Raw genomic sequence first — 26,488 nt, forward strand, 5'->3', positions numbered from 1 at the left:
CCTACGCAACGGCGCCTGACCGGCGGGACGGCCGCGAACCGCCGCTGCGCGGCGGACCCTCCTCGAGGTCGGGTGCGCGGGGCCGGGTTTGCTGCCCGCTCAGGACTCGCGGACGAAGTCGTCGATGTTGGCGCGGATGTAGTCGAGGACGCGCTGCTCGAAGTCGGTGGGTTCGTTGATGTCGTAGATCTCGTCGGGGTCGTCGGCGCGGGCGCCGTCCGGGCGGCGGATCTGGCCGGGGTTGGCGATGGTCTGGTGCTCGTCGTCGAAGAAGCGGTCCAGGTCGTCGTCGGCGGAGCTGGCGGAGGCGTCGCGGGCTGCCAGTACCGCGGCCGCGGCCAGTTGCGGCATGCCTGCGGCGCGCAAACCGCGTGTGGCCCAGGGGAGTTCGCTGCGGCGGGTGCGCAGGTAGCTGCTGAAACCCGCGTCCAGGACGCTGGTGTGCAGGCTCGACAGGGCCAGCAGGTGGGCGAAGGCGGGCGGGAGTTCGGCGAAGGCGCCGATGCCGCGCCGCTGCAACTCATGGGTGACGGGGTTGGACCAGAAGACGATGTCGGCGGCGTCGTGGATGGAGTCGATCTCGGCCAGCGCCGTCGTCAGCCTGCCGCGCGCTTGCGCCGGGAATCGGTAGTCCATGCGTGCAGGCTAGCCGCGCGGTCCGTGCCCGCCGCGGGTGGTCGGGCGGCAGCTTGCCGGCCGGGTCGACGTCGGTCGCGGGTGGTCGAACGGGCAGCTCGCCCGTTGGGTTGAAGCCCGCGTGGTTGGGTCAGGCGGGCAGCTCGCCGACCAGGTCGACGCCCGCCGCGCGCAATTTCGTCAGCGCGGAGGCGACCGTCTCCGGCGCGACGCCGGCGGTGAGGTCGAGCAGGATGCGGGTGTCGAAGCCCTCGGACCTGGCATCCAGGGCGGTGGCGCGGACGCAGTGGTCGGTGGCGATGCCGACGACGTCGACGGTGTCGATGGACCGGGCGCGCAGCCAGTCGGCCAGCGTGGTGCCGTCGGCCGACGTGCCTTCGAAGCCGGAGTACGCCGCGGAATAGTCGCCCTTGGAGAAGACCTCCTCGATCGGGCCGGTGTCGAGCGCCGGGTGGAAGTCGGCGCCCTGCGTTCCGACCCGGCAATGCGGTGGCCAGGTGTCGACGTAGTCGGGCTCCGCCGAGAAGTGCGGACCGGGATCGACGTGATAATCCCTGGTCGCGACCACGGCGTCGTAGTGGTTGCCCGCCAGGAACGCGCTGATCGCCGCCGCCACCGCGGCGCCACCGGTGACGGCGAGCGAACCGCCCTCACAGAAGTCGTTCTGCACGTCCACGATCACCAGGCCGCGTGCCATGCCGTCCTCCACCTTCGCCGCAGGGCTCTGCCGGACCTAATTCTCCGCCGCCCGCGCCGGGTCGGCCACTCGATCAGCCCAGGAACGTGGTCGGCACCGCGGGCTCGCCCGCCGAGAGCTTGAGCCCCTCCCACGGCAGGCTGACCAGCCCGCGCGCGACCAGCTCCCTGCTCTGCGCCAGCGTCGCCACCCCGTCGACCACCGCGCCCTTGCGGACCAGCGGCACCTGCAGCTCGCGCACCTGGAAACCGTTGGTGGCCGGTGCTTCTCCGGCGGCGGGATACACGATCTCCTCGACGATCGTGCCGGTCGCGCGGGCCAGCCGCACGGCCTTCTTGGTGCCGCCGCGCGACTGCTTGTGGCTGCTGCGCTTGGCGACCGGAATGCCGTCGACCTCGACCAGCTTGTAGACCATGCCCGCGGTCGGCGCGCCGGAACCGGTGACCACCGCGGTGCCGACGCCGTACACGTCGACCGGTTCGGCGCGCAGGGCCGCGATCGCGTATTCGTCCAGGTCGCCGGAGACGACGATGCGGGTGCCGGTGGCGCCGAGCCCGTCGAGCTGGTCGCGGACCTGCCTGGCCAGCACGCCGAGGTCACCGGAGTCGATCCGCACGCCGCCCAGTTCGGGACCCGCCACCTCGATCGCCGTCGCGACGCCCCTGGTGATGTCGAAGGTGTCGACGAGCAGGGTGGTCCCGACGCCGAGCGCGTCGATCTGGCTGCGGAAGGCGGCCGCCTCGTGCTCACCGTCGGCGCCGCTGTGCAGCAGCGTGAACGCGTGCGCGCTGGTGCCTGCGCCCGGCACGTAGAAGCCGCGCACGGCCTCCAGGTTGGAGGTGGCGTCGAAACCGGCCAGGTAGGCGGCCCGGGAGCTCGACGGCGCGGCCAGTTCGTGGGCGCGCCGCGACCCCATCTCGATCATCCGCCTGCCCGCCGCGGCACTGACCATGCGGGCGGCCGCCGAGGCGATCGCGCTGTCGTGGTTGAGGACCGACAGGGCCAGCGTCTCGAGCAGCACGCATTCGGCGAAACTGCCGCGCACGGTCAGGATCGGCGAACCGGGGAAATACAGCTCACCCTCGGCATAGCCGTCGATGTCGCCGGTGAAGCGATATTCCCGCAACCACTCCACGGTGGCGGGGTCGAGGAATTTCGCGACCACCGCGAGCTCGGCGTCACCGAAGCGGAAGTGGGTCAGCGCGTCGAGCAACCGGCCGGTGCCCGCGACGACGCCGTAGCGGCGGCCGTTGGGCAAGCGCCGGGCGAACACCTCGAAGGTGCATTGGCGATGCGCCGACCCGTCGGCCAGAGCGGCGGCCAGCATGGTCAGCTCGTACTGATCGGTCAGCAGCGCGGTGCTGGCGAACTCGTCACGGATCTGCACACGAGAAACTGTAGTCACCGCGGGTGTTGTTTCTTCGCGGCCTCGTCGTACCCTGGGTTTTATGGCCGAGTGCAATACCGTTCGAGCCGGCGCCGCCACCGGCGCCGTGAACGCCGCACTGTCAGCGGCGCAGGCGATGCCGGAGGCTGTCGAGAACACCGAGATCCTCGAGGCCGAGGACCGACCATGGGTCACCGTCGTCTGGGACGACCCGGTGAACCTCATGCACTACGTCACCTACATCTTCCAGAAGCTGTTCGGCTACAGCAAAGCCAAGGCGACCGAGTTGATGATGCAGGTGCACAACGAAGGAAAGGCGGTCGTGTCCTCCGGATCACGGGACAAAATGGAACAGGACGTGCGCCGACTCCACGCCGCGGGGCTCTGGGCAACCATGCAGCGCGACGACTGAGTACCGTAACCCTGTGCGCAAGTGGAGCAGGAAGAACTCGCTGAGTGGCCTGAAGCTTCGATCCGAGATGGACGAGCACGAGGCCACCGTTCTGCGCTCCCTGATCGGCGCCGTGTCCGGGCTGCTGAGCGACCGCGCCTCGGAAGCGCCCGAGGACGAGCTGGCCGCGCTCACCGGCCTGCGCACCGGCAACTCGACCCCGCCCGACGATCCGCAGCTGCTGCGCCTGCTGCCCGATTTCCACCGCGCCGAGCCCGGTTCCCCCGACGCCAAGCGCGCCGACCTCAACGCCGCCCTGCGCAGCCTGCACGAGCCGGAGATCATCGACGCGAAACTGGCCGCGGGCCGGATCGTGCTCGACAGCTGTCCCGAGGCGGGCGGCAAGATCGTGCTCACCCCCGAACAGGCCGACGGCTGGCTGGCCGCGCTCACCGACGTCCGGCTGGCGCTGGGCACCCTGCTCGACATCGATGACGACACGCCCGAACAGTTCGATCCGAGTGATCCGCGCGCGCCGCATCTGGACGTCTACCACTGGCTGACCTGGATGCAGGACTCGCTGCTGCAGGCGCTCGCCCCCTGATCCACCCGCGTCTAGGGTCGACGGATGCGCAGCGCACCCGGTCCACGCAACGCGATCACCGATGTGGCAGGCGTGCTGGTCGGCCACCACCAGGTGCTCGATGACGACGTCACCCTCGGCACGGGCGCAGCGACCGGCTGCACCGTCGTGCGGGTCCCCGGCGGCGCGACCGCCTCGGTGGATGTGCGCGGCGGCGGGCCTGGCACCAGGGAAACCGACCTGCTCGATCCGGCCAACACGGTCCGTCAGCTGCACTCGGTGCTGCTCACCGGCGGCAGCGCGTACGGTCTGGCCGCCGCCGACGGCGTGATGCGCTGGTCGGAGGAACATGGCGAGGGCATCCCGATGGACCCGACCGACCCGAGCCGGGTGGTGCCGATCGTGCCCGCCGCGGTGATCTTCGATCTGCCGGTCGGGGCGTGGGACATCAGGCCCGACGCCGACTTCGGTTTCCGGGCGGCGGAGGCGGCCTCGGCCGACTTCGCGCGCGGCACCGCGGGTGCGGGTGTCGGCGCGCGCGCCGGTGCGCTCAAGGGCGGAATCGGTTCGGCGAGTGTGGTTCTCGCCGACGGGCCGGGCGCGGGTGTCACCGTCGGGGCGGTGATCGTCGCCAATCCCGTCGGCTCGGTGGTCGATCCGCGCACCGGTCTGCTGTGGGGTGCTGGCACCGACGGTCCCGAGTTCTTCGGGCTGCGGCCGGGTACCGAGGCCGAGATCGCCGCGCTCAACGCGCTGCCGGTGAAGAGCATCGTGCTCAACACCACGATCGGCGTCGTCGCGACCGATGCCGCGCTCGACCCGATCGCCTGCCGCAGGCTCGCGGCCACCGCCCACGACGGGCTGGCCCGCGCGATCCGCCCCGTGCATTCCCCGCTCGACGGCGACACGCTGTTCGCGCTGTCCACCGGCGCGATCGCGGTGCCGCCGGTGCCGCTGCCCGGCGCGTTCCCCGGCGACCTGCTGCTGCTCGACCAGCTGTGCACGGCCGCCGCGGTGGTCGTCGAACGGGCCGTCGTCGACGCCGTGCTCAGCGCGACCTCGATCGCCGGAATCCCGGCCTATCGCGATCTGTTCCCGCGCTGATGCGCTGGTGGGGACCGGTGTGCGCGCCGCGAGGAATACCCGAATAGGGTGGGTGGTTGTCGAGGTGGTGCTCGACAGCACGCGGTAAAGATGTGGAAAGGGTCGAGGAAGTGCTGGTGATCAGGGCCGATCTCGTTGACGAGATGGTCGCGCACGCGCGCGCCGACCACCCCGACGAGGCCTGCGGCATCATCGCGGGACCCGAGGGCAGCGACCGGCCGGAGCGCTTCGTCGCCATGGTCAACGCCGAACGCTCGCCCACCTTCTACCGGTTCGATTCCGGTGAGCAGCTCAAGGTCTGGCGCGCGATGGACGACGCCGACGAGACCCCCGTCGTCATCTACCACTCGCACACCGCCACCGAGGCCTACCCGAGCCGCACCGACATCTCCTACGCCTCCGAGCCGTTCGCGCACTACGTGCTGATCTCCACCCGCGACCCGGAGCAGCACGAACTGCGCAGCTACCGCATCGTCGACGGCGAGGTCACCGAAGAACCCGTGCGGATCGTCGATTCCTACGACGCCTGAACCCACCGAACCAAGTCACACCCGAGGAGTCCTCATGCCGGTAACCGTGTCCATTCCGACCATCATGCGAGGTCTCACCGGAGGCGAGAAGCGCGTCCAGGGCGAGGGCTCGACGCTGTCGGCGCTGATCGAGAACCTCGACGCCAGCCACCCCGGCCTGGCCGAGCGGCTGCTCAAGGACGGCAAGCTCAACCGCTACGTCAACATCTACGTCGACGACGAGGACGTGCGCTTCGCCGGTGGACTCGAGGCCGAGGTGCCCGCTGGCGCGTCGGTCACCATCCTGCCGGCGGTCGCCGGCGGCGCGCACTGACATCGTGGCCCGCTACGAATCGCTCATCGCGACGCTCGGCAACACCCCGCTCGTCGGGTTGAAGACGCTGTCACCGCAGTGGGACGGCGACAACCATGTCCGCCTGTGGGCCAAGCTCGAGGACCGCAACCCGACCGGGTCGATCAAGGACCGGCCCGCGCTGCGGATGATCGAGCAGGCCGAGGCCGACGGGCTGCTCACGCCCGGCTGCACCATTCTGGAGCCGACCAGCGGCAACACCGGGATCTCGCTGGCCATGGCGGCCAAGCTCAAGGGCTACCGGATCGTCTGCGTGATGCCGGAGAACACCTCGGTGGAACGGCGTCAGCTGCTCACCATGTTCGGCGCCGAGATCATCGACTCGCCCGCCGCCGGTGGGTCGAATCAGGCCGTGGCCATGGCCAAGGAGATCGCCGCGCAGAACCCCGACTGGGTGATGCTCTACCAGTACGGCAACCCGGCCAACGCGCTCGCGCACTACGAGACGACCGGACCCGAACTGCTGGCCGACCTGCCGGAGATCACGCACTTCGTGGCCGGGCTCGGGACCACCGGGACGCTGATGGGCACCGGGCGGTTCCTGCGCGAGAACGTGCCGGGCATCGAGATCGTCGCCGCGGAGCCCCGCTACGGCGAGCTGGTGTACGGCCTGCGCAACATCGACGAGGGATTCATCCCCGAGCTGTACGACGAGACGGTGCTGACCACCCGGTTCTCCGTCGGGCCGTACGACGCGGTGAAGCGCACCCGCGAGCTCGTCGGCGAGGAGGGCATCTTCGCCGGCATCTCCACCGGTGCGATTCTGCATGCCGCGCTCGGCGTGGCGAAGAAGGCGCAGAAGGCGGGCAAGCGCGCCGATATCGCGTTCGTCGTCGCCGACGGCGGCTGGAAATACCTGTCCACCGGCGCCTACGACGGCACCCTGGACGAGGCCGAGGAGAAGCTCGACGGCCAGCTCTGGGCCTGACGGCTCGGTACTCTGTGGGGAGTGGGCTGAGCGACGGCCCTGCCTGAGCGGAGGCGATGTCGGTGGGTGGAATCGGAGCCTCGTTCGATCCGGATCGGATCGCCGGGTTGCAGGGGCGGACCGGGGCGGGAACGCCGGCCAAGCGGGCGGGCACCAGGGTGTGGGCGAGGGCCGCGGTGGTGATCCTCGGGTTCGTCGGCGCGCTGTATCTGATCGAGGGCATCGACGCGGTGCTCTCGCACGATCGTCCCGCCGGTGCGCCGGGTCAGCTGGACGCGGGCGGCATCGAGCCGCGCGCGGCCGACGGGCTCGACGGCATCCTCTGGGCGCCGCTGCTGCACGGCGGCTGGGACCACCTGATGGCCAATACCCTGCCGCTGCTCATCCTCGGTTTCCTGGTCCTGCTCTCCGGGATCGGGCGCGGCATCGCGGCCACGGGGATCATCTGGGTGGTCGCCGGTGTCGGCACCTGGCTGACCGGCTCGTCGGGCAGCGTGCACGTCGGCGCGTCGTCGCTGGTGTTCGGCTGGCTGACCTATCTGATCTGCCGTGGGTGGTTCGCCCGTAATGTGGGGCAGATCGTGCTCGGCGTGGTGATCTTCCTGCTGTATGGCTCCATGCTGTGGGGCGTGCTGCCCAGCGACCCCCTAATTTCTTGGCAGGGACATCTTTTCGGGGCGGTGGGTGGAGTCCTGGCGGGCTGGGTACTCTCTGGTGATGAACGTCGACGCCGCCGTGGAGCATCGGCCGTCCGCGCAGTACCTACGCGGTAGCCGGGGATCCAGTCTGGAAAATGGGGGGATCCTGCATTGAGCACCAGCACGTCGTGGCAGCATGGGGGCATGCGCCTTACCGTCCTCGGGTGCTCGGGCAGCGTGTCCGGCCCGGACGCCCCAGCGTCGGGCTACCTGCTGACCGGCCCTGACATGAGGCCCACCGTCATCGACTTCGGTCCCGGTGTCTTCGGGGCGTTGCAGAAGTACATGAACCCGGGTGACGTCGACATCTTCCTCACCCATCTGCACGCCGATCACTGCCTCGACCTGCCCGCGCTGCTGGTGTGGCGCCGCTACCACCCGAACCCGCCGCAGGGTCAGGCGCTGGTGCGCGGTCCCTCCGACGCCGCGCTGCGCATCGGCAACGCCTCCGCCGAGATCGGCGGCGAGACCGACGACTGGTCCGATGTGATCGACTCGCAGGCCTGGGTCGAGAACGTCCCCGTGCCGCTCGGTCCCGGCCACACGGTCGAAGCCCGCCGGATGTACCACCCGCCGGAGTCCTACGGCCTGCGGATCACCGCCGCCGACGGCCGCGTCTTCGTCTACACCGGCGACACCGCCATGTGCGATGCCGTGGTCGACCTGGCGCAGGGCGCCGACGTGCTCATGGCGGAAGCCTCGTGGACCCACGATCCGGCCAATCGCCCACCCGGCATTCACCTTTCGGGCACCGAGGCGGGCGAGATCGCCACCCGCGCGGGCGCCAAGGAACTCCTGCTCACCCACATTCCCCCGTGGACCTCGCGCGAGGATGTGATCGCCGAGGCCAAGGCCGCCTTCTCCGGTCCGGTCCACGCGGTGTCCCCGGGCGAAACCTTCGACCTCTAGCACCCCGCACCCCCGGATCTCGCGTCGGCCAATACACTCTCCTCGTGTCGAGACGAGCCGATGGCAGGGCGGATGACGAACTCCGCGAGGTAAGGATCACCCGTGGCTTCACCACGCATCCGGCGGGATCGGTGCTGGTCGAGTTCGGGCAGACCAGGGTGATGTGCACGGCCAGCGTCACCGAGGGTGTGCCGCCGTGGCGCCGGGATTCCGGGCTCGGCTGGCTCACCGCGGAATACGCGATGCTGCCCGCCGCCACCCACACCCGCAGCGGGCGTGAGTCGGTGAAGGGCAAGGTCGGCGGGCGCACCCAGGAGATCAGCAGGCTGATCGGCCGTTCGCTGCGCGCCTGCATCGACCTGGCCGCGCTCGGCGAGAACACCATCGCGCTGGACTGCGACGTGCTGCAGGCCGACGGCGGCACCCGCACCGCCGCGATCACCGGCGCGTACGTGGCGCTCTCGGACGCGGTGACCTACCTGGCCGCCGCGGGCAAACTGGCCGACCCGCAGCCGATCTCGTGCATGATCGCCGCGGTGAGCGTCGGCGTGGTCGACGGCCGGGTGCGCCTCGACCTGCCCTACGAGGAGGACTCGCGCGCCGAGGTCGACATGAACGTGGTCGCCACCGACACCGGCACCCTGGTCGAGATCCAGGGCACCGGCGAGGGCGCGACCTTCCCGCGCTCGACCCTGGACAAGCTGCTCGACTCGGCGCTGGCCGGCTGCGAGCAGCTGTTCGCGGTCCAGAAAGAGGCGCTGGCGCTGGCCTACCCGGGCGCGCTGCCCGAGCCCGCCGCGAAGAAGTAGCCGTGGCCGCGCGTGTGCTGGTCGCCAGCCGGAATGCCAAGAAGCTGAAGGAATTGCGCCGGATCCTCGACGAGGCGGGCGTGGCCGGGATCGATCTGGTCAGCCTGGCCGACGTGCCGCCGTACGAGGAGGCGCCCGAGACCGGGGCCACCTTCGAGGAGAACGCGATCGCCAAGGCCCGTGACGGTGCCGTCGCCACCGGATTGCCGTGTGTGGCGGACGATTCCGGGATCGAGGTGGACGCGCTCAACGGCATGCCCGGTGTGCTCTCGGCGCGCTGGTCGGGCCGCCACGGTGACGATGCCGCCAACAACGCGTTGCTGCTCGGCCAGCTCGGTGACGTCCCCGACGAGCGCCGCGGCGCCGCCTTCGTCTCCACCTGCGCCCTGGTCCTGCCCGACGGCACGACCACCGTGGTTCGCGGCGAATGGCGCGGCACCATCGCCCGCGAACCCGCGGGCGACGCCGGCTTCGGCTACGACCCGCTGTTCCGCCCCGACGGCGGCACCGGCAGCGCCGCCGAGCTGACCCCGGCCGAAAAGGACGCGGTCTCCCACCGCGGCCGGGCCCTCACCCAGCTCATCCCCGCGCTGGCCGCCCTGGCCTGATCGGAAAACGACAGCGCCGCCGCTCCGGAATCGGGGCGGCGGCGCTGTCGTGGATGGGGTCAGAGGCCGTACTGCTGCTTGACGTCCTTGGCGTTGCGGTGCTCGACGAAGAACGACAGCAGCGGGATGGTGCCCGCGATGAGGGTGCCGACGGTGCGGCCGATCGGCCAGCGCACCTTCACCGCGAGGTCGGCGGTGACGAGCAGGTAGGCGAAGTAGACCCAGCCGTGCACGACCGCGATCCAGCTCGGGGTGTCGACGCCGAAGCCGTACTTGGCGATCATCTCGGCGGTGAGCAGCAGCAGCCACAGACCGGTGACCCACGCCAGCACCCGGTAGCGCTGCAGCGCCGGGCCGATCTTGGCCGTGCCCGCGCCTGCGGCGGGTGCGCCGGTCTCCTTCTCCAGCGACGGTGCGGTGGTGTTGTTGTCGGTCACCCGGCGTTCCTCTCAGTGGCGTGCAGACCGGCCGAGCGGACCTGCGCATCGATGTCGTTGGCGTGCAGTTGTGCCAGGTACTGGTTGTAGGCGACCGTTTCCGGGTCGTCGGCGGGCGCGGCTTTCGGCCGTTCGGGCAGGATCCCGGCGGGGATCTCGCGCGGCGCCTCGGACTCGGCCGTGCGCGGTGCCGACGCCGGTTCCTCGGCCTCGCGTTCCAGCCGCACGAACCGGACGTAGGCGAACACCGCGAACGCGGCGAACAGCGGCCACTGCATCGCGTAGCCGAGGTTCTGGCCCGTACCCGACGCCGATTCGAACCGCTCCCACTGCCACCAGGCCAGCGCGAGGCAGCCCAGCGCGACAACGACGACCAGCGCGATCAGGGCCGGTCGATTGTGCGCCGGGCGGGGAGAAGAAGCGGACACGCGCTCCACGGTACCCGGCTACTACAGCGTGCGTAGGACCAGGTCGCAGCTGAGAGGGGCGTCATAGCCGGGCTCGTGGCCCACCCTCAGAACTTGTAGCTGATGCCTGTCATCCGCTCGGATTCCTCCCACAGCCTGCGCTGCAGTTCCGGATTGCGCGAGATCGCGCTCGACGGGCACGGCTCGACCGGGCCCTGGGACTGCATCCACTTGTTGGGTCCCCAGTAGACGGTCGGGTCGGCGGCCGGTTCGGTGGCCGCGAACAGGGACGAGTGGGCGGCCTTGGCAGGCGGGTGGCCGATGAGCTTGATGAACGGCTTGCTGACCCGGTCCAGCGGGGTCTCGGTGTGGGCGAACAGGTCGGTCGCCGAGACGCCGGGGTGTACCGCGTAGGACTTCTTCGCCGACCCGGCCTCGGTGAGCCTGCGCTGCAGCTCGCGGCCGAACATCAGGTTGGCCAGCTTGGCCTGGGCGTAGGCGAGGTTGCGCTGGTAGCGGCGGTTCTCGTAGTTGAGGTCGTCGATCCAGAGCTTGGGCGTCTGCTTGTGCGCGATGCTGGCCAGGGTGACCACCCGGTCGGTAATCCGGTCGAGCAGCAGGCCGGTGAGCGCGAAATGCCCGAGGTGGTTGACGCCGAACTGGGTCTCGAAGCCGTCGGCGGTGCGGGAGAACGGGATGTTCATCAGGCCCGCGTTGTTGATCAGCACGTCGAATTCGCCCTGCTGCTCGGCGAATGTACGCACGGAAGCCAGGTCGGCCAGGTCAAGGGCGGCCACCCGGACGTCACCGGGGATGGCGTCGGCGATCGGCTGGGCCTTGGCCGCGTTGCGGCAGGCCATGATCACGGTGGCGCCCTTGCCTGCCAGCACCTTGGTGGTTTCGGTACCGAGGCCGCCGTTGGCCCCGGTGATCACGAACGTGCGCCCGGTCTGGTCCGCGATGTCAGTTGGTTTCCATGCCATGCGCCGACCTTACTCCGGAGTAAGATCGGAAGGAAGTATTCAGTCGAGCAGCCCTGTCAGCGTACTGGCGCAGGCGGGCCTGCGGAGCTTCGACATCGCCTTCGCCTCGATCTGCCTGGCGCGTTCCCGCGACACGCCCAGCTCCGAACCCACCTCCTCCAGGGTGCGGCCCTCGCCGCGATCGAGGCCGAAGCGCAGGCGGATGACGGCGGACTCGCGCTCGGTGAGTACGCCGAGCGCGGCCTCGACATAGCGGGGCAGCATGCGCTCGGCGACCGTGTCCGCCGGGGCGGGCGCGGTATCGGGCAGCAGGGCGCCCAGCTCGGTGTCCTCGCCGACCGGCGCGTGCAGTGACACCGGCTCGGCCTCGTATCGCAGCATCGCCTCGACCTGGCCGACGGTGAGCTCGGCGGCCGTGGCCAGCTCCTCGACGGTGGCCGCACGGCCGAGCTGATGGGTGAGCTCGCGCCGGACGCGGATCACCCGGTGCAGGACATCGGCCACATTCGAGGGCAGCCGGATCGTGCGGCCCTGATCGGTGAGCGCGCGGCCGATCGATTGCCGGATCCAGTACGTCGCGTAGGTGGACAGCTTGAGCCCGCGCTCGTGGTCGAACTTCTCCACCGCGCGGATCAGCCCGAGGGTGCCCTCCTGGATCAGATCCAGCAGCGACATGCCCGTGTTCGTCGGGAACCGCCGCGCGATGGAGACGACGAGGCGCAGATTCGCCCGCACCATATGGTCTTTCGCGCGCAGGCCGTCGATCTCCGTGTGCCGCAGATGTTCTCGCTGCGCGGCGGTGAGTTCGATGCCGACGGCGGCGTTCTCGTCGAGTTCGGTGCGCGCGGCCGCACCCGCGGCGATGCGCGCCGCGAGCGCGTATTCCTGCTCGGCGGTCAGCAGGGGAGTGCGGGCGATGGCGGTGAGGTAGTCGCGGATGGGATCAGCGGTGACGGTCAAGAGGAACTCCCATGCAAGAGGCGGCAACGAGGACAAACTTAGATCGGACCTAAAAATATGTCAAGAACAAATTTGGGACGACTTCAGATATGCTTCCGGTATGACGACGCAGCAGGGGCTCAGAGCCAGGAAGAAGCAGCAGACCAGGGAGCAGATCTCGCACAAGGCGACCGAACTGTTCCTCGAGCGCGGGTTCGACAAGGTGACGATCGCCGACGTGGCCGCGGCCGCCGATGTCGCCAAGATGACCGTCACCAACTACTTCCCCCGCAAGGAGGACCTCGCCCTCGACCTCGGCGAGGTCTTCGCCGAGCAACTCGCGGCGGTCGTGCGGGGACGTGAACCGGGTGCATCGGCGCTGGTCGCGCTGCGCGGCGCCTACCTCGCCGCGGTGGCCGCGCAGGATCCGGTGATCGGGTTCAGTGGAGCGCCGTTCGCGAAGATGATCACCGACAGTCCCGCGCTGACAGCGCGACTGCGCGAGTTCCACGAAGACCGGGAGGCCGCGCTGGCGCGTGCGCTCGCCGAGGCCACCGGCGCCGCGCCCGACGACATCACCCCGCGGGTCGCCGCGGCCCAGCTCGCCGGCGTGCACCGGGTGCTGTTCGACGAGATCCTGCGCCGCACGCTCGACGGCGAATCCGGTGACGAGATCGCCACGGCCCTGGGCGAATACACCCGGATCGCGTTCGACGCGCTCGAACCGGGGCTGGGCGACTACGCGGTGCGCTGAGTTCCGGCATCGATTTGCTGCCGTGTCACTGAAGTATCGGGAGCGGCCAGAACGCCCATACTGGGGCAATGGCGGATGGTGTTGCTGTAGACGAGCCCGTCGAGCCGATGAGCAAGGCCAAGATCAATGTCGTCTTCGCGACGGTCGTTCTGGGCATGCTCATGGCAGCGCTCGACCAGACCATCGTGTCGGCGGCGCTGCCGTCGATCGTCGCCGATCTCGGCAGCGCGGGCCACATGGCCTGGGTGGTGACGGCGTACCTGCTCGCCGAAGCCGTCGCGACCGTGCTCGCGGGCAAACTCGGTGACCTGTTCGGCCGCAAACTGCTGTTCCAGCTCAGCGGCGTCATCTTCATCGCGGGCTCGGCACTGGCCGGTCTCGCGCCGGGCATGGGTGTGCTGATCCTGGCCAGGGGCATCCAGGGCATCGGCGCGGGCGGGCTGATGGTCACCTCGATGGCCCTGATCGCCGACACGATCCCGCTGCGCGAACGCGGCAAGTATCAGGGCGCGCTCGGCGCGGTCTTCGGCATCACGACCGTCGTCGGCCCTACTCTGGGCGGGCTGTTCACCGACCACGCCAGCTGGCGCTGGTGCTTCTACGTCAATGTGCCGCTGGCGATCATCATGATCGCGATGGCGGCGCGCACGCTGCCGCATCTGCGCGCGGTCGCGCGGCCGGTGATCGACTACCTCGGCATCGGCCTTGTCGCGCTCGGCGTCTCGGCGCTGATCCTCGGACTCGAGTTCGGCGGCAACGAATATCCGTGGGGCTCTTGGCAGATCATCGGGCTGTTCGTGCTGGCTGCCGTCCTGCTGGTCGCGTTCGTCATGGTGGAGAACCGGGCGGTGGCGCCCATGCTGCCGATGCGGCTGTTTCGCAGCCGGGTGTTCACGGTGTGCTCGGTGCTCAGCTTCATCGTCGGCTTCGCGATGCTCGGCTCGATGACGTACTTGCCCGCCTACCTGCAATACGTCGACGGCGCGACGGCGACGGTGTCGGGCGTGCGGACGCTGCCGCTGGTCGTCGGCCTGTTCATCACCTCGGTCTTCTCCGGACAGGTGGTCGGGCGCACCGGGCAGTACCGGTACTTCCCGGTCGTCGGCATGGCGGTGATGGCCGTCGGCCTCGCCCTGATGTCGACGATGGGCCGCGAGACCAGCGTCTGGCTGGAATCGCTGTACATGCTGATCCTCGGCGCCGGGCTCGGGTTGTCGATGCAGGTGCTCACCATCGTCGTGCAGAACACGGTGCCCTACGCCGACCTCGGCACCGCCACCTCGGGCGTGACGTTCTTCCGCACACTGGGCAGCGCGTTCGGCACCGCGGTGTTCGGCACGCTCTACAACAATCAGAGCAAATCGGCGCTGGCCGAGGCGCTGCGGCAGACGCCAGGCATCACCCCCGAGGCGGCGGCCAACCCGAAGGTGTTGCGTGAGCTGCCGCTCGAGCTCTCGGCGCAGATCGTCGACGCCTACGCGAACTCGATCAACTACGTGTTCCGCTGGGTGGTCCCGGTCGCGCTGCTCGGGTTCGCCGTCGCCTGGTTCCTTCCGCAGGTGCGGTTGCGCGACAGCGCGCGGCACGGCGCCGACGATATCGGCGAGGGTTTCTCGGTGCCCGATTCCGACGACCGGGTGGTGCAGCTGGAACGGGCGGTCGCGGCGACCGTGCGTAAGGCCAGGGCGCGCAAGCCGATCATTCCCGAACTCATCGCGGCGTCGGGCAGCTCGCTCGGGCCGGACGCCGCCTGGGCGCTCGGGCAGGTGTACCTCTACGACAAGCAGGGCCTGCCCGCGAAGATCCACGGCATCGCCTTCCGGCACCGGCTGCCGGTGGAGGTGCTCTCGCCGGTGTTCCGGCGGGCCGTCGACGACGGACTGCTGTTCGACGACGCGGGCACGCTGTCGCTGACCGGGCCGGGCCGCCGCGAGGTCGACCAGCTGCGAGCGGGCTGGCGGCGCTGGCTCGGCGACCGGCTCGACGACTGGAACTACCGGGACCCCGCCGATCGCGCGCTGCTCGACGAGGCGCTGTCGAATATCGCGGGCAAGCTGCTAGAGCAGGGCGCCGACAGCGTCGAGGTCGCCAAGGTCTGATTCCGTCCAGTCCACTGGACAAGCCTTGCCCACCGAATACTCGTAGACGTATATTCGTAGACGAGTAAGGAGGTAGTCATGGCTACGAAGCGCAAGGTGAACAATCTGCTCGCGCTCGCCGTGCTGTCGGTGATCGTGCAGCGGCCGATGCACCGGTACGAGATCGCCGCCACCCTGCGTGCCCATGGCAAAGACAAGGACATGGACATCAAGTGGGGCTCGCTCTACACGGTCGTCCAGAACATGGCCAAGGCCGGCTTTCTCGAAGTCGTCGGCAGCGAACGCGACGGCGCGCGCCCCGAACGGGTGATCTACCGGATCACCGATGCCGGGCGCGCCGAGATGGCCGACTGGACCAGGGAACTGCTCGCCTCGCCCGAACCCGAACACCACCGGTTCACCGCCGGACTGTCGATCCTGGCTGTGCTCCCGCCCGACGAGGTGGTCGAGCTGCTCGGCATCAGGATCGCCGCGCTCGACGAGGCCGTCGAGCGCGCGAAGACCGATCTCGCCGCGCTGGCGGGCACCCTGCCCCGGCTGTTCCTCGTCGAGTCCGAATTCGGCATCGCGATGCTGGAAGCCGAAGCGCGGTGGGCGCGCTCGCTGCGTGACGAACTGCGCGCGGGGACCTTCGAAGGCCTGGAGATGTGGCGGCAGTGGCATGCCGAGGGCATGCCCGCCGACCGGATTCCCGAATTCGGCGAAAGGGGCAACGACTAGAACTCGCTCCCGAAAAGACCCGGACCCGGTGGTGTGCGGCAACACCCCACCGAGTCCGAGAACCGTCCCGACACCGTGCTCACACGCATGCGCACCCGGCTACGAGGCTGGCAACCACAGGATAGCCCGGGTGACGCAGACACAGATCTGGAGATCACTCATGTCCACAACACGTTCCGCCTTGGTCATCGGCGGTGGCATCGCCGGACCCGTCACCGCGACCGCCCTGCGGCTGGCAGGCATCGACGCCCATGTCTACGAGGCCTATTCCGGGCCGTCCGACGGCATCGGCTCCGGGCTCGCACTCGCCCCGAACGGGGTCGCGGCCCTCGACATCATCGGCGCAGGCGACGCGGTGCGCGGGATCGCGCTGCCCGTCCAGGGGATGCGGCTGGCCGTCGGCGGCCGCGAACACATCCTGCCGGTGCTGGCCGATCAGCCGCCGCTGCAGGTCGTCGATCGCGGCGAACTGCACCGCACGCTGCACGATCACGCGGTCGCCGCTGGCGTGCCGTTCACCTACGACAAGCGCCTGGTGCGCGTCGACGAGCACGCCGACGGCGTGACCGCGCACTTCACCGACGGCTCGACCGCGTCCGCGGACATCCTTGTCGGCTGTGACGGCATCCGGTCGACGGTCCGCAACCTGATCGACCCGGCCGCGCCCGGCCCCGACTACACCGGCATGCTCGGCTTCGGGGCCCTGGTCGACTGCGATCTCGACCTGCCGACCGACACCATGGTGTTCTCGTTCGGCGCCAAGGCCTACTACCTGTACTGGCAGCACGCCGACGGCCGTGTCGCTTGGGGCGCGAATCTGCCCAGCAAGCAGTACTACTCGCTGACCGAGGCCCGCGCGGTCCCGGCCGAGCACTGGTTGCGGGTGCTGCGCGAGACCTACGCGGCCGACACCCCGGGTGGCGAGTTCGCCCGCCGCACCACCGCCGAGAACCTGGAGATCACCGGGGCACTGCACATCATGCCGCCGGTCCCGCACTGGTACCGCGACCGGATGGTGCTGGTCGGCGATTCGGTGCACGCGCCGTCGAACAGCTCGGGTCAGGGCGCGTCGCTGGCGATCGAGAGTGGCTTGCAGCTGGCCCGCTGCCTGCGCGATATCGACACGCCCACCGCGGCCTTCGCGGCCTACGAGCAGCTGCGGCGAGCCAGGGTGGAGGGCATCGCTGCCCGCGCGGCGAAGGTCAACCACAGTAAGACGCCGGGTCCGTTCGCCCGCAAGATCATGAACGCGATGATGCCGCTGATGGTCAAGACGGTGATGAACCCGGAGAAGACGATGGGCGCCGAACGCCGCTACCGCATCGACTGGGACGCACCGGTGCAGCGGGAGCTGGTGGCCGTCACCCGCTGATCCGGGCAGCCCCTCGGTCATCATCCCGACCGAGGGGCTCGCCGCGGCACAGGGACTATCGCTCACGCACAACGCGATCAAGGCGTACTCGGTGTCCTCGCCTGGAAATAGCGACAGCCTATGGATCGGGAGTTCAGCGGCGGTCGGCGCGCAGCCGGAGAATGCGGGCGGTCTCCGCGTCGGCGGGCAGGAACGCCTCGAGGTGGAGTTCGGCGATGGTGACGTCGGTCGCGGTGGCGAACGAGGTGAGAGTGGTGATCAGGCGCAGGTCGCCGTCGTCGGTGCGCAGGTGCAGCGGGACGGCGAAGCCGAGGTGGTCGGGGCCGGGAGCGGCTGCGGGCAGGTAGCCGGACAGTTCCGCGATCAGTTCGTCGAGGGCTGGGTCTGGGGTGTGGGCGGCGCGGCTGCGCAACGAGTCGATGATGTGCCTGCCCCATTCGGGCAGGTTGCGCACGCGCGGCGCGACGCCGTCGGGATGCAGGGCCAGGCGCAGGACATTCATCGGCGCGCGCAGCAGGTCGTCGGCGACACCCTCGGTGAACAGGTCGAACGCGGCATTGGCCGTGACCAGCTCGCCCCGTGGCCGCGCGACCAGCGCCGGATACGGCAGGTGCCCGTCGAGGACCGCGCTGAGCGCCTCGCGCACCGGCGCCAATTCCGGCGCGGCGAGGTCGCTTTCGGGGAACACCGGGGCGAAGCCCGCGGCCAGCAGCAGGTTGTTGCGGTCGCGCAACGTCAGCTCGAGCGATTCGGCCAGACGAACCACCATCGTGCGGCCCGGCTGGGACCTGCCCTGTTCGAGGAAGCTCAGGTAGCGCTGACTCGTCTCGGCGCGGATCGCCAGGTCGAGCTGACTGACCCGGCGCAGCGTGCGCCAATGCCGCAGTTGCGGGCCGAAGGCGGTGGTGGACAGCGCGATCGTCATGGGTCGAGTCAACCGTGCGCGGGCAGCACGCTATTCCCACGGGGAATGAGCCGATGGTCCGTCATTCCCCGCAGGGAATCGCGGGGAATCGCGGGCCACGGCACAGTTGTCGTCATGAGCATCAACGACCTCGCCACCGCCTACGTGGCCCTCTGGAACGAATCCGACCCGGCCGCGCGCCGCACCCTGATCGAGCAGCTCTTCGCCGTCGACGGCGCGCAGTTCCTGGTCGATCCGCCCCTCGAAATCCGCAAGGCCGCCACCGAACTCGCCTTCCCGGTCCCGGCGCTCGCCGTGCACGGACACGACGCGCTCGATCGCCGCGCCACCCGCGCCTATGAAATGTTCCTCGCCTCCGGCGACTTCGTCTTCGCGGCAGCCGGACCCGCCGTCGAACTCCCCGCCGACACGGTCGGCATCGCCTGGACGATGACCCGGCGCGACGACGGCACCGCGGCCGGCGGTGGCTTCGACCTGCTCGCCCTCGACACCGACGGCCGCATCGTGTCCGACCACCAGTTCATCGAGGGCTCGCGATGAACGCCCCTACCGGGCCTGCGATCCGGCGGACCGCGGTCGGTCGCCGGACCGGCACGTTCGGCTGCGCCCGGTGATCGACCGTGAATTCGGGTTCGGCGAGGTGGTCGCTGCCGACGACTACCTGCGGTCGGGGGCTGCGTTCGGCAAGGTGGTGGTTTCGGTGAGTTGATCGTCGGGGGAGTACTCGCGGTAGACCCAGGCGAACACGGTGACGCACAGTGTCAGCCAGAACAGGCCGAAGATCCAGCCTGCGAGGACGTCGGTGAACCAGTGCACGCCCAGGTAGACCCGAGACAGGCCGACCGCGATCGGGAACACCACCGCGAACACGGTGGCGGCCACCCGGACCGCCGCGTGGCGCAGGCTGGGGATGACGGTGAGCGCGACGATGCCGACCACCACCGTGGTGCCGAGGGTGTGGCCCGACGGATAGGACAGGCTCGGCTCGACGACGAGGCGGGTCAGCTCGGGTGGCCGGTGCCTGCCGACGATCCGCTTGACCACGACGACCAGCACGCCCGCGCCCGCCGAGGTGACGGCGACCAGCACCGCGGTCGGCCAGTTGCGCCGCCAGGCGAACCAGGCGACGGTGATCGCCGCGAGGATCGTCATCGACAGGGTGTCGCCCAGATCGGTGACCACCCGGGCGATCGAGGTCAGTGGTTCGCCGCGGTGGGCGATCATCCAGTCGAGCACCCGCGGATCGATCCGGATGATGCCGGCGTCGTAGTTGACCTGCCAGGTGAGCGCGGCGACGAGGATCGCGGCGGTCGCGATCAGCGTCATCGCGAGCGGCAGCCGCCGGCCGAGCGCGGACCACGCGACGTCGTCGGACGGGGGTCTTCCAGAGGCAGTCGGCATAACTACCAGATTGCCAGCCGCGGGCTCAGGCTTCGAAGACCACCGTGTTCCCGGCGACATCGCGGGTGCCCGCGACCTTCTTGATCGCCTTCACCAGGTCGGCGACGCTGTCCCACGCGCGCGGGGGTTCGGCCTCGATGTTGCCGATGGTGTACCAGGTGTCGGTACCGCGGTAGCGGACGAGGCCCTTGCCCGAATCATCGAGCATGACGTCGAGCTCGCCGGACACCGTCCCTTCCTCTTCGGTCATGACGGCGCTCTCGGCGGTGATCTCGATCGTCTCGCTTATTTGAACTCTCCTCGGCGGAGGCAGTCGTCGACTGCGGTGCGCAACGCGGTGTGCTCGGCGGTATCAACGGTCAGCGCGTACTTTATCTTGACCTTCACGTAATGCTCGACATAGGCGCACCGGAAATTGCCGGGCGGCAAGTAGTTCGCGGGGTCCTGATCGCCCTTGGAGCGGTTGGCCGACGGGTCGGCGGCGACGAGATTCAGCGAATCGTTGGCGATGCGGCGGCGGGTGTCCTCGTCGCGGTCGGCGGCGCCGGAGCGCCACGCCTCGGCCAGCGCGACGATGTGCTCGGCGTCGACCTTGGCCGGATCGGTGATGAACTTGTACGGCCCGAGCTGCCCGGTCTTCTTGTCGACGAACCCGTAGCTGTCCTGCCAGCCCGCGCCTGCGGGAATCTTCAGTTCGCAGGTCTTCGGGTCGAGGGTGACCTTGCCGGTGGCGTCGCGCAGCATCATCACCTCGCGGGTGGTGCACTTGGCGTACTGCGCGAGGTCGCCGCCGAAGCCGTGCTCGGGCTTGCTGGTGTCCCAGTGCGGGAACTTCTCCCTGGTGTAGCCCGTCATCGGGCCTTCCTTGGCGACGACGAGTGTGCCGACCAGGTCGCCGATCTCCTTGCCCGACACTGTCGCGGCGTTGGCCGGACCGGGTCCCGGCGCGGTGGGGTTCGCCTTGTCCAGCAGCGAATTCGCCACGGTCACGACGACGCCGAGACAGATCGCCGCGGCGAGGGCGAGCAGGGCCCGGCCCAGAGGAGAGCCGCTGATCGAGGACCACTTCATGCCCGTACCACCCATATGCCTTCGTCGAAAATGAACCGGCACAACCTAACGGCCGCACGCTGTGTCGTAACTGATTGTCGGCTATGACCTTCCGCACACGACAGTGCAAAGGAATTGCGGCTCAATAGCGTTCACCTATCGACGGAGGTGACCGGCGTAAACGCCACGTAAACCGGGAGTGACACGGATCACAGCGAATCCCTGTCGGCGCCGGTCGGTTCCCCGCGTCCAACCCAGGGAAGGATCATTCACCGAAAGGAAACCGGCCATGCCGACCGTCGACGTCATCGACTCGTTCATCTCCTACAGCGACGCGGGTGCCGACACCCGTCCCGTCGTCTTCCTGCACGGCAACCCGACCAGCTCGTACCTGTGGCGCAATGTGCTGCCCGTCGTGCGCGAACACGCGCGCTGCCTGGCTCCCGACCTGATCGGCATGGGCGCCTCCGGCAAACCCGACATCGCCTACCGCCTCGACGATCACGCGCGCTACCTCGACGCCTGGTTCGACGCGCTCGACCTGACCGACCCGATCCTGGTCGGCCACGACTGGGGCGGCACCCTGGCCATGGATTTCGCCGCCCGGCATCCCGGGCGGGTCGCGGGCATCGCGGTCATCGAGACCTTCCTTCGCCCGCTGAGCTGGTCGGAGCTGCCCGCCCGCTCGGCCGAGATGTTCCGCCTGTTCCGTTCTCCCGCGGGCGAACAAGCCGTGCTGAACGAGAACAAATTCATCGAGTACAACCTGCCGACCCTGGTCCCCGCGCTCAGCGAGGCCGATCTCGACGCCTACCGGGCCCCGTATCCCACCCCGGCCTCGCGGGCGCCGATGCTGGCCTGGGCCAGGGAGTTCCCGCTCGACGGTGCGCCCGCCGACGTCGTGGCCAGGGTGAACGCCTACGGCGAGTGGATGGCGGCGAGCGCGGGTGTGCCGAAGCTGCTGATGACGGTGGAACCCGCGGTCGGGCTCGGCGGCGCCGAGGTGATCGAGTGGGCGGCGCGGACATTCGCCGACATCGAGGTCGAATCGGTCGGTACGGGTTCGCATCACGCGCCCGAGGACCAGCCGGAAGCCATCGCGAAATCCGTTGCCGGCTGGCTGGACCGGCACGGGCTGCTCGACCGGGCATGACCGGCGACAATGGCGGAATGGAGAACGAGGAGGCCCAGCTGGTGGCCCGCGCCGTCGACGGCGACAAGGCGGCGCTGGCCGAGGTGATCGGCCGGTTGCAGGATCCCCTGTACCGCTTGGCCTTGCGGATGACCGGCCGCCCGGCCGACGCCGAGGACGCGGTCCAGGAGATCCTGATCCGGGTGGTCACCAGGCTGTCCACGTGGCGAGGCGAGGCCAAGCTGCTCACCTGGGCCTACCGGGTCGGCGCCAACTATCTGATCTCGCAGCACCGACGTTCGGCCGCCGAGGACGCGCGGCTCAGCCTCGACGAGTTCGGCGCGAGCCTGCTCGACGGACTGGCCACCGAGGACTACCGCGGTCCCGAAGCCACGCTGCTCGCCGAGGAGGTCCGGCTCAGCTGCACCCAGGCGGTGCTGCAGTGCCTGAGCCGCGACGAGCGGGTCGCCTTCGTCCTCGGCGACCTGTTCGGGCTCTCGGCGGCCGAGGCGGCCTGGGTGCTCGACATCACTCCGGCCGCGTATCAAAAGCGCTGGGAGCGGGCCAAACAGCGGCTCGGCGCGTTCCTGCGCTCCTCCTGCGGGCTGGTGAATCCGGCGGCGCCGTGCCGGTGCGCCCGCCGGGTGGCCAGGGCGAGCGAGCTCGGGCGGATCGATGTCGCGCAACCCGCCTATACGAAACACGCTGTGCGACAGGGTGGTCGCACAGTCGCCGAGGCGGCAGCAGAGCTGAGCCGGCTGCGGGACGCGGCCGCCGTCCTCGCGGCGCACCCGGATTACGCGGCGCCGCAGGAGAAGATCGCGGCGATCACGGCACTGGTCGGCTCGGGCCGGTTCTCGCTGCTCGACTGAGCGATCAGTCGGGCAGCGAGCCCGTCTCCGGCGGAATGCCGGTGTCCAGGAAGCGGATCAGCCGGGCGATGCGGGCGGTGTGGTCGACGCAGCGCTGGAACTGACTGCCCAGCAAAGCCAGATCGATCGCCGCACCCGCGTCCGTCCCGGTCGTGGCCAGCACCGTGCGCAGCTGTTTGCACAGCACGTCCATGGACTCCGCCGCGGTACCGTCGTCTGCGACGAAACGGCCGGTCGCGACCGAAGCGCCAACCCGCGCAACACATTCGGCGGCCAGGGCGCCCATCGCCACCAGCTCGGCGATGACCGGCTCCTGCGCCACCGCGCGCGGATGGGCGCGATACACGTACTGGCCCGCGGTCTCGGTGCGCCTGCCGATACGCGAGAGTTCGCCGGCGATCTGGATCGCGGTGACCACGTGACGTAGGTCGCGCGCGACCGGCGCCTGCAGGGCCAGCAGCGCCATGGTGCGGTTCTCGCAGGCGGCGAACATCTGCTGTAGCTGTTCGTCGATGGCGAAGACCTCGTAGGTCGCGGTCAGGTCGGCGCCTGCCAGCGCCTCGGTGATCCGCTCCGTCGCGTCATGAGCCAGGCGCGACATCAGGGTGAGATCGTTGGACAGGGCAACGAGCTCGAGGGTGAACTGGGTCCGCACGGGCTGAATTGTTCCCCATCGAGGCGTTTCGGGGAATCCAACCGGTGATCTTCGCGGCCGTGTATCCGGGTGCACTCGCGCGCAGCTGGGACGATGGGGATCATGATCGCCGCGTTGAGGACCAGATGGACCCTGTACATCCCGATATTCGCCGCCCTCGTGCTCGCCGCGACCTGGGGGCGGGACGTGCCGGGAGTCATGGTGGTGCTGGTCGACATCGCGCTGGTCGGTGCGGTGCTGGCCGCGGTCTACCACGCGGAGGTGGTCGCGCACCGGGTCGGTGAACCGTTCGGCGCGCTGGTGCTCGCCGTGGCCGTCACCGTGATCGAAGTGGCGCTGATCGTGACGATGATGATCTCCGGAGGCGACAAGGCGGCCTCGCTCGCCCGTGACACCGTCTTCGCCGCGGTGATGATCACCTGCAACGGCATCTTCGGTCTGGTGCTGCTGGTCGGCGCGCTGCGCAGGCGGGTCGCGATGTTCAACTCCGAAGGCACCGGCGCCGCGCTGGCCACCGTCGCGACCCTGGCGACGCTGAGCCTGGTGCTGCCCACCTTCACCACCAGCAAGCCGGGCCCGGAGTTCTCGCCCGCGCAGCTGGCCTTCGCCGCGGTCGCCTCGCTGGCCCTGTACCTGCTGTTCGTGATGGTGCAGACGGTGCGGCACCCCGACGACTTCCTCCCGGTGGAGGAGGCGGGGGCCGTCGACGACGCCGACACCGGTCACGACACCGCGCCGACCAACCGGGCCGCTGTGATCAGCCTCGGTCTGCTGGTGCTGGCGCTGATCTGCGTGGTCGGGCTGGCGAAGGTGGTCTCGCCCGCGCTGGAGCGGGGCGTTGCCGCGGCCGGTCTGCCGCCATCGGCGGTCGGCGTGGCGATCGCCATGCTCGTGCTGCTGCCCGAGACGCTGGCCGCGTTCAACTCCGCGCGCCGCAACCAGGTGCAGATCGGCCTGAACCTGGCGCTCGGCTCGGCCATGGCCAGTATCGGCCTCACCATTCCGGTGATCGCGCTGGCGACCATCTGGCTGAGCGGTCCGCTGGTCCTCGGTCTGGGCGCCACCCAGATGGTGCTGCTCGCGCTGACCGTCGTGGTGGGCACGCTGACCATCGTTCCCGGCCGCGCGACCCTGCTCCAGGGTGGCGTTCACCTGGCGTTGTTCTCGGCGTTTGTGTTCCTGGCCGCAAGCCCGTAGCTGAAGTGTTGCGGCTCACATGGGGTGTCGACCTGTCATAGAAACGGCGGAAAAGCGACGAGGGTCACCACCCCGAAATTTTGTTGTGACGCAGAGTACCGGTTAGCTTGCTGGGGTTGGCACCGACGCCGAAGCCAGAGAGTGCGGTATGAGAATCACCATGCACCGCGCTTCGCGAGCGGGCCGGGGGCATCGCTGATGTCCACCGATCTGCATTCCGCGAAGCCGGATTCCGCTAGCCAGATCGTCCGCAAGAATTTCACCGACACCGTCGTGTCGTCGTTGCGGACCTTCGGCCGTGCCGTCGACCTCGCGCAGGAGTCGGTCACCGGCACGGTCGCCGACGTCGCCCGCGGGCATTTCCAGTGGCGCGAGACCCTCGTGCAGGCCTGGCGGCTGATCACGGTCACCGCGATCCCCGCGATCCTGATGGCGATCCCGTTCGGCGTGATCGTCTCGATCCAGGTCGGCAACCTGATCCACAGCCTCGGCGCCGACTCCATGCTCGGCGCGACCGGCGGTCTCGGCGTCATCAAGCAGGGCGCGCCTATCGCGACGGGCTTCCTGCTCGGTGGCGCCGGCGCCGCGGCGATCGCCGCCGACCTCGGCGCGCGCACCATCCGCGAGGAGATCGACGCGCTCAACACCATGGGCATCAGCCCGGTGCACCGGCTCGTCATCCCGCGGATGATGGCCATGCTGATCGTCGCGCCGATGCTCAATGTGCTGATCATCTTCGTCGGCGTGCTCGCCGGATACGCGGTCGCCGTCGGCGGTCAGGGCGTGACCCCGGGCAGCTACTGGTCGACCTTCGGCTCCTTCGCCACCGCCGGTGACGTGTGGGTGTCGCTGCTCAAGGCGCTGATCTTCGGCTTCCTGGTCGTCGTCATCTCCTGCCAGCGCGGCCTCGAGGCCAAGGGCGGTCCGCGCGGCGTCGCCGACGCGGTGAACGCGGCGGTGGTGCTCTCGGTCGTCTCGATCGCGATCGTGAACCTGCTGGCCACCCAGATCAGCGCCATGTTCCTGCCGACGAAGCTGGCGTGATGGCTGCCTCCTCCTATCTCCCCACCTCGCTGCACTGGCTGCGCAAGCCCGCCCGCGCCGGCAAGCGCATCGCCTCGGCGGGCGAATCGCTCGGCTTCGTCGCGGTGTTCGTGTGGCAGGTGCTGTCCTCGGTGCCGCTGACGCTGCGCCGCTACCGCGACGAGACGCTGCGCGCGGTCACCGACATGACCTGGGGCCGCGGCTCGATCATCGTCGGCGGCGGCACCGTCCCGATGATGATCGTGCTCGGCCTGGTGATGGGCGCCTCGGTCGGCGTCGAATCGTTCGCCTCGCTCGACATGCTCGGCATGGGCCCGGTGACCGGCGTCATCTCGGCCTACGCCACCACCCGTGAGCTGGCCCCGATCGCGGCCGCCATCGGCTTCGCCGCCCAGGCGGGCTGCCGGATCACCGCCGAGATCGGCTCGATGCGCATCTCCGAGGAGATCGACGCGATCGAGGCGCTCGGCCTGCGTTCGGTGCCGTTCGTGGTGACCACCCGCGTCATCGCGGGCGCCATCGCCATCGTGCCGACCTTCCTGATCGCGCTGATCCTGTCCTACGGCGCCTGCCGCGGGCTGCTCACGATGGTCTACGGGCAGTCGGCCGGCGTCTACGACCACTACTTCTTCCAGTTCATCTCCGGCTTCGACATGATCGCCGCCGTCATCAAGGTCGCCGTGTTCGGCACCGTGGTGATCCTGGTGCACAGCTACTTCGGGTTCTTCGCCACCGGCGGTCCCGAGGGCGTCGGCATCGCGTCCGGCCGCGCGGTGCGGGCCAGCTCGGTGGCCATCGTCGCCATCGACATGGTGCTGTCGATCATGCTCTGGGGCTTCAACTCGGCGATCAGTTTTACGGGGTGAGCT

The 26,488-nt window shown here is 69.5% G+C and carries 33 protein-coding genes; 21 read left to right on the plus strand and 12 right to left on the minus strand.

What is annotated here, in order from left to right; genetic code table 11:
* Positions 1–99: 99 nt before the first annotated feature.
* The 3 genes from ACWF9G_RS31510 to ACWF9G_RS31520 form a co-directional block, all read right to left on the minus strand.
* A complete protein-coding gene (locus ACWF9G_RS31510; protein ID WP_452519763.1) occupies positions 100–636 on the minus strand; it encodes a DMP19 family protein in 537 nt (178 codons plus the stop codon).
* Between the two features lie 130 nt (positions 637–766).
* On the minus strand, positions 767–1,333 hold the full coding sequence (locus tag ACWF9G_RS31515; protein ID WP_452519764.1) for an isochorismatase family protein: 567 nt from the start codon (positions 1,331–1,333) through the stop codon (positions 767–769).
* A gap of 73 nt (positions 1,334–1,406) precedes the next feature.
* Positions 1,407–2,720, minus strand: a complete 1,314-nt coding sequence (locus tag ACWF9G_RS31520) for a nicotinate phosphoribosyltransferase (protein ID WP_452519765.1) — start codon at positions 2,718–2,720, stop codon at positions 1,407–1,409.
* Positions 2,721–2,781: 61 nt separating this feature from the next.
* Between ACWF9G_RS31520 and clpS the strand changes: the two genes are divergently transcribed.
* The 10 genes from clpS (at position 2,782) to rdgB (ending at position 9,632) form a co-directional block, all read left to right on the plus strand.
* Positions 2,782–3,132 carry an ATP-dependent Clp protease adapter ClpS gene (gene clpS, locus ACWF9G_RS31525; RefSeq protein ID WP_379311340.1) on the plus strand — a complete coding sequence of 117 codons (351 nt, stop codon included), beginning with the start codon at positions 2,782–2,784 and terminating at the stop codon, positions 3,130–3,132.
* Between the two features lie 13 nt (positions 3,133–3,145).
* Positions 3,146–3,715 (plus strand): oxidative stress transcriptional regulator AosR, encoded by a 570-nt coding sequence (aosR, locus tag ACWF9G_RS31530; protein WP_379311341.1) that lies wholly within the window; start codon positions 3,146–3,148, stop codon positions 3,713–3,715.
* A 24-nt stretch (positions 3,716–3,739) separates the two neighbouring features.
* On the plus strand, positions 3,740–4,798 hold the full coding sequence (locus ACWF9G_RS31535) for a P1 family peptidase (RefSeq protein WP_379311342.1): 1,059 nt from the start codon (positions 3,740–3,742) through the stop codon (positions 4,796–4,798).
* A 110-nt stretch (positions 4,799–4,908) separates the two neighbouring features.
* Positions 4,909–5,328: a Mov34/MPN/PAD-1 family protein gene (locus ACWF9G_RS31540; protein ID WP_379039902.1), complete on the plus strand. Its 420-nt coding sequence runs from the start codon at positions 4,909–4,911 to the stop codon at positions 5,326–5,328.
* A 34-nt stretch (positions 5,329–5,362) separates the two neighbouring features.
* A complete protein-coding gene (locus ACWF9G_RS31545; RefSeq protein ID WP_452519767.1) occupies positions 5,363–5,641 on the plus strand; it encodes a MoaD/ThiS family protein in 279 nt (92 codons plus the stop codon).
* A 4-nt stretch (positions 5,642–5,645) separates the two neighbouring features.
* Positions 5,646–6,608, plus strand: a complete 963-nt coding sequence (locus ACWF9G_RS31550; protein ID WP_379311343.1) for a PLP-dependent cysteine synthase family protein — start codon at positions 5,646–5,648, stop codon at positions 6,606–6,608.
* 71 nt (positions 6,609–6,679) lie between these two features.
* Positions 6,680–7,381: a rhomboid family intramembrane serine protease gene (locus tag ACWF9G_RS31555; protein ID WP_452519808.1), complete on the plus strand. Its 702-nt coding sequence runs from the start codon at positions 6,680–6,682 to the stop codon at positions 7,379–7,381.
* A 69-nt stretch (positions 7,382–7,450) separates the two neighbouring features.
* Positions 7,451–8,215, plus strand: a complete 765-nt coding sequence (locus tag ACWF9G_RS31560) for a cyclic nucleotide-degrading phosphodiesterase (RefSeq protein ID WP_379311344.1) — start codon at positions 7,451–7,453, stop codon at positions 8,213–8,215.
* A gap of 44 nt (positions 8,216–8,259) precedes the next feature.
* Complete coding sequence (gene rph, locus ACWF9G_RS31565; RefSeq protein ID WP_452519770.1) at positions 8,260–9,024, plus strand: ribonuclease PH; 765 nt, start codon at positions 8,260–8,262, stop codon at positions 9,022–9,024.
* A gap of 2 nt (positions 9,025–9,026) precedes the next feature.
* Complete coding sequence (gene rdgB / locus ACWF9G_RS31570) at positions 9,027–9,632, plus strand: RdgB/HAM1 family non-canonical purine NTP pyrophosphatase (RefSeq protein WP_452519771.1); 606 nt, start codon at positions 9,027–9,029, stop codon at positions 9,630–9,632.
* 59 nt (positions 9,633–9,691) lie between these two features.
* Here rdgB and ACWF9G_RS31575 read toward each other — a convergent pair whose 3' ends face one another.
* From ACWF9G_RS31575 to ACWF9G_RS31590, 4 genes are all read right to left on the minus strand, one after another.
* Positions 9,692–10,039 (minus strand): DUF3817 domain-containing protein, encoded by a 348-nt coding sequence (locus ACWF9G_RS31575; protein WP_379310759.1) that lies wholly within the window; start codon positions 10,037–10,039, stop codon positions 9,692–9,694.
* Positions 10,040–10,065: 26 nt separating this feature from the next.
* Positions 10,066–10,497 carry a transcriptional regulator gene (locus ACWF9G_RS31580; RefSeq protein WP_379310758.1) on the minus strand — a complete coding sequence of 144 codons (432 nt, stop codon included), beginning with the start codon at positions 10,495–10,497 and terminating at the stop codon, positions 10,066–10,068.
* 86 nt (positions 10,498–10,583) lie between these two features.
* The gene (locus tag ACWF9G_RS31585; RefSeq protein WP_379310757.1) at positions 10,584–11,459 is read right to left on the minus strand and encodes an oxidoreductase; all 876 of its coding nucleotides are present in this window, start codon (positions 11,457–11,459) and stop codon (positions 10,584–10,586) included.
* 39 nt (positions 11,460–11,498) lie between these two features.
* Positions 11,499–12,419 carry a sigma-70 family RNA polymerase sigma factor gene (locus tag ACWF9G_RS31590; RefSeq protein ID WP_452519772.1) on the minus strand — a complete coding sequence of 307 codons (921 nt, stop codon included), beginning with the start codon at positions 12,417–12,419 and terminating at the stop codon, positions 11,499–11,501.
* A 100-nt stretch (positions 12,420–12,519) separates the two neighbouring features.
* On the opposite strand from ACWF9G_RS31590, the gene ACWF9G_RS31595 reads away from it, so the two are divergent.
* From ACWF9G_RS31595 to ACWF9G_RS31610, 4 genes are all read left to right on the plus strand, one after another.
* A complete protein-coding gene (locus ACWF9G_RS31595) occupies positions 12,520–13,152 on the plus strand; it encodes a TetR/AcrR family transcriptional regulator (RefSeq protein WP_452519774.1) in 633 nt (210 codons plus the stop codon).
* A 68-nt stretch (positions 13,153–13,220) separates the two neighbouring features.
* Positions 13,221–15,251: an MDR family MFS transporter gene (locus ACWF9G_RS31600; RefSeq protein ID WP_452519776.1), complete on the plus strand. Its 2,031-nt coding sequence runs from the start codon at positions 13,221–13,223 to the stop codon at positions 15,249–15,251.
* Positions 15,252–15,329: 78 nt separating this feature from the next.
* Positions 15,330–15,971 (plus strand): PadR family transcriptional regulator, encoded by a 642-nt coding sequence (locus ACWF9G_RS31605; RefSeq protein ID WP_379310753.1) that lies wholly within the window; start codon positions 15,330–15,332, stop codon positions 15,969–15,971.
* 160 nt (positions 15,972–16,131) lie between these two features.
* The gene (locus ACWF9G_RS31610) at positions 16,132–17,343 is read left to right on the plus strand and encodes an FAD-dependent oxidoreductase (protein WP_452519778.1); all 1,212 of its coding nucleotides are present in this window, start codon (positions 16,132–16,134) and stop codon (positions 17,341–17,343) included.
* A gap of 133 nt (positions 17,344–17,476) precedes the next feature.
* On the opposite strand, the gene ACWF9G_RS31615 is transcribed toward ACWF9G_RS31610, so the two are convergent.
* Complete coding sequence (locus tag ACWF9G_RS31615; RefSeq protein ID WP_379310751.1) at positions 17,477–18,268, minus strand: helix-turn-helix domain-containing protein; 792 nt, start codon at positions 18,266–18,268, stop codon at positions 17,477–17,479.
* Positions 18,269–18,382: 114 nt separating this feature from the next.
* Here ACWF9G_RS31615 and ACWF9G_RS31620 point away from each other — a divergent pair, with 114 nt between their 5' ends.
* Positions 18,383–18,808 carry a hypothetical protein gene (locus tag ACWF9G_RS31620; protein ID WP_379310750.1) on the plus strand — a complete coding sequence of 142 codons (426 nt, stop codon included), beginning with the start codon at positions 18,383–18,385 and terminating at the stop codon, positions 18,806–18,808.
* Positions 18,732–18,977: a zinc-binding dehydrogenase gene (locus ACWF9G_RS31625; protein ID WP_452519780.1), complete on the plus strand. Its 246-nt coding sequence runs from the start codon at positions 18,732–18,734 to the stop codon at positions 18,975–18,977. Before ACWF9G_RS31620 ends, ACWF9G_RS31625 begins: the two co-directional genes overlap by 77 nt.
* On the opposite strand, the gene ACWF9G_RS31630 is transcribed toward ACWF9G_RS31625, so the two are convergent.
* Genes ACWF9G_RS31630 through ACWF9G_RS31640 form a run of 3 tightly spaced genes read right to left on the minus strand, consistent with a single transcriptional unit; the run spans position 18,926 to position 20,740 of the window.
* The gene (locus ACWF9G_RS31630; protein ID WP_452519781.1) at positions 18,926–19,669 is read right to left on the minus strand and encodes a phosphatase PAP2 family protein; all 744 of its coding nucleotides are present in this window, start codon (positions 19,667–19,669) and stop codon (positions 18,926–18,928) included. The genes ACWF9G_RS31625 and ACWF9G_RS31630 overlap by 52 nt on opposite strands.
* 25 nt (positions 19,670–19,694) lie before the next feature.
* Positions 19,695–19,919, minus strand: coding sequence for a hypothetical protein (locus ACWF9G_RS31635; protein ID WP_379310748.1), 225 nt, complete (start codon positions 19,917–19,919; stop codon positions 19,695–19,697).
* A 35-nt stretch (positions 19,920–19,954) separates the two neighbouring features.
* Complete coding sequence (locus ACWF9G_RS31640) at positions 19,955–20,740, minus strand: HNH endonuclease family protein (protein WP_452519783.1); 786 nt, start codon at positions 20,738–20,740, stop codon at positions 19,955–19,957.
* A 178-nt stretch (positions 20,741–20,918) separates the two neighbouring features.
* Here ACWF9G_RS31640 and ACWF9G_RS31645 point away from each other — a divergent pair, with 178 nt between their 5' ends.
* A complete protein-coding gene (locus ACWF9G_RS31645) occupies positions 20,919–21,872 on the plus strand; it encodes a haloalkane dehalogenase (RefSeq protein WP_452519785.1) in 954 nt (317 codons plus the stop codon).
* Positions 21,873–21,889: 17 nt separating this feature from the next.
* Positions 21,890–22,723 (plus strand): RNA polymerase sigma factor, encoded by an 834-nt coding sequence (locus tag ACWF9G_RS31650; protein ID WP_452519787.1) that lies wholly within the window; start codon positions 21,890–21,892, stop codon positions 22,721–22,723.
* 4 nt (positions 22,724–22,727) lie between these two features.
* Here ACWF9G_RS31650 and ACWF9G_RS31655 read toward each other — a convergent pair whose 3' ends face one another.
* Entirely contained in the window at positions 22,728–23,378 is a 651-nt protein-coding gene (locus tag ACWF9G_RS31655) for a phosphate signaling complex PhoU family protein (RefSeq protein ID WP_452519788.1), read from the minus strand.
* Between the two features lie 102 nt (positions 23,379–23,480).
* On the opposite strand from ACWF9G_RS31655, the gene ACWF9G_RS31660 reads away from it, so the two are divergent.
* The 3 genes from ACWF9G_RS31660 to ACWF9G_RS31670 all read left to right on the plus strand — a co-directional run bounded on the left by ACWF9G_RS31660 (position 23,481) and on the right by ACWF9G_RS31670 (position 26,485).
* Positions 23,481–24,575 (plus strand): calcium:proton antiporter, encoded by a 1,095-nt coding sequence (locus tag ACWF9G_RS31660; RefSeq protein ID WP_452519789.1) that lies wholly within the window; start codon positions 23,481–23,483, stop codon positions 24,573–24,575.
* 198 nt (positions 24,576–24,773) lie between these two features.
* Positions 24,774–25,619, plus strand: coding sequence for an MlaE family ABC transporter permease (locus ACWF9G_RS31665; protein ID WP_379310742.1), 846 nt, complete (start codon positions 24,774–24,776; stop codon positions 25,617–25,619).
* Complete coding sequence (locus tag ACWF9G_RS31670; RefSeq protein WP_452519791.1) at positions 25,619–26,485, plus strand: ABC transporter permease; 867 nt, start codon at positions 25,619–25,621, stop codon at positions 26,483–26,485. Before ACWF9G_RS31665 ends, ACWF9G_RS31670 begins: the two co-directional genes overlap by 1 nt.
* Positions 26,486–26,488: the final 3 nt, after the last annotated feature.

The sequence above is a fragment of the Nocardia sp. NPDC055029 genome (assembly GCF_053608525.1).

What these genes read in the sequence shown, in the direction of transcription:
- ACWF9G_RS31510 (WP_452519763.1), bottom strand. Translation starts at nt 636, where the DNA reads ATGGACTACCGATTCCCGGCGCAAGCGCGCGGCAGGCTGACGACGGCG.
- ACWF9G_RS31515 (WP_452519764.1), bottom strand. Translation starts at nt 1,333, where the DNA reads ATGGCACGCGGCCTGGTGATCGTGGACGTGCAGAACGACTTCTGTGAG.
- clpS (WP_379311340.1), top strand. Translation starts at nt 2,782, where the DNA reads ATGGCCGAGTGCAATACCGTTCGAGCCGGCGCCGCCACCGGCGCCGTG.
- ACWF9G_RS31535 (WP_379311342.1), top strand. Translation starts at nt 3,740, where the DNA reads ATGCGCAGCGCACCCGGTCCACGCAACGCGATCACCGATGTGGCAGGC.
- ACWF9G_RS31545 (WP_452519767.1), top strand. Translation starts at nt 5,363, where the DNA reads ATGCCGGTAACCGTGTCCATTCCGACCATCATGCGAGGTCTCACCGGA.
- ACWF9G_RS31560 (WP_379311344.1), top strand. Translation starts at nt 7,451, where the DNA reads ATGCGCCTTACCGTCCTCGGGTGCTCGGGCAGCGTGTCCGGCCCGGAC.
- ACWF9G_RS31585 (WP_379310757.1), bottom strand. Translation starts at nt 11,459, where the DNA reads ATGGCATGGAAACCAACTGACATCGCGGACCAGACCGGGCGCACGTTC.
- ACWF9G_RS31595 (WP_452519774.1), top strand. Translation starts at nt 12,520, where the DNA reads ATGACGACGCAGCAGGGGCTCAGAGCCAGGAAGAAGCAGCAGACCAGG.
- ACWF9G_RS31600 (WP_452519776.1), top strand. Translation starts at nt 13,221, where the DNA reads ATGGCGGATGGTGTTGCTGTAGACGAGCCCGTCGAGCCGATGAGCAAG.
- ACWF9G_RS31605 (WP_379310753.1), top strand. Translation starts at nt 15,330, where the DNA reads ATGGCTACGAAGCGCAAGGTGAACAATCTGCTCGCGCTCGCCGTGCTG.
- ACWF9G_RS31610 (WP_452519778.1), top strand. Translation starts at nt 16,132, where the DNA reads ATGTCCACAACACGTTCCGCCTTGGTCATCGGCGGTGGCATCGCCGGA.
- ACWF9G_RS31615 (WP_379310751.1), bottom strand. Translation starts at nt 18,268, where the DNA reads ATGACGATCGCGCTGTCCACCACCGCCTTCGGCCCGCAACTGCGGCAT.
- ACWF9G_RS31620 (WP_379310750.1), top strand. Translation starts at nt 18,383, where the DNA reads ATGAGCATCAACGACCTCGCCACCGCCTACGTGGCCCTCTGGAACGAA.
- ACWF9G_RS31630 (WP_452519781.1), bottom strand. Translation starts at nt 19,669, where the DNA reads ATGCCGACTGCCTCTGGAAGACCCCCGTCCGACGACGTCGCGTGGTCC.
- ACWF9G_RS31635 (WP_379310748.1), bottom strand. Translation starts at nt 19,919, where the DNA reads ATGACCGAAGAGGAAGGGACGGTGTCCGGCGAGCTCGACGTCATGCTC.
- ACWF9G_RS31640 (WP_452519783.1), bottom strand. Translation starts at nt 20,740, where the DNA reads ATGAAGTGGTCCTCGATCAGCGGCTCTCCTCTGGGCCGGGCCCTGCTC.
- ACWF9G_RS31650 (WP_452519787.1), top strand. Translation starts at nt 21,890, where the DNA reads ATGGAGAACGAGGAGGCCCAGCTGGTGGCCCGCGCCGTCGACGGCGAC.
- ACWF9G_RS31660 (WP_452519789.1), top strand. Translation starts at nt 23,481, where the DNA reads ATGATCGCCGCGTTGAGGACCAGATGGACCCTGTACATCCCGATATTC.
- ACWF9G_RS31665 (WP_379310742.1), top strand. Translation starts at nt 24,774, where the DNA reads ATGTCCACCGATCTGCATTCCGCGAAGCCGGATTCCGCTAGCCAGATC.
- ACWF9G_RS31670 (WP_452519791.1), top strand. Translation starts at nt 25,619, where the DNA reads ATGGCTGCCTCCTCCTATCTCCCCACCTCGCTGCACTGGCTGCGCAAG.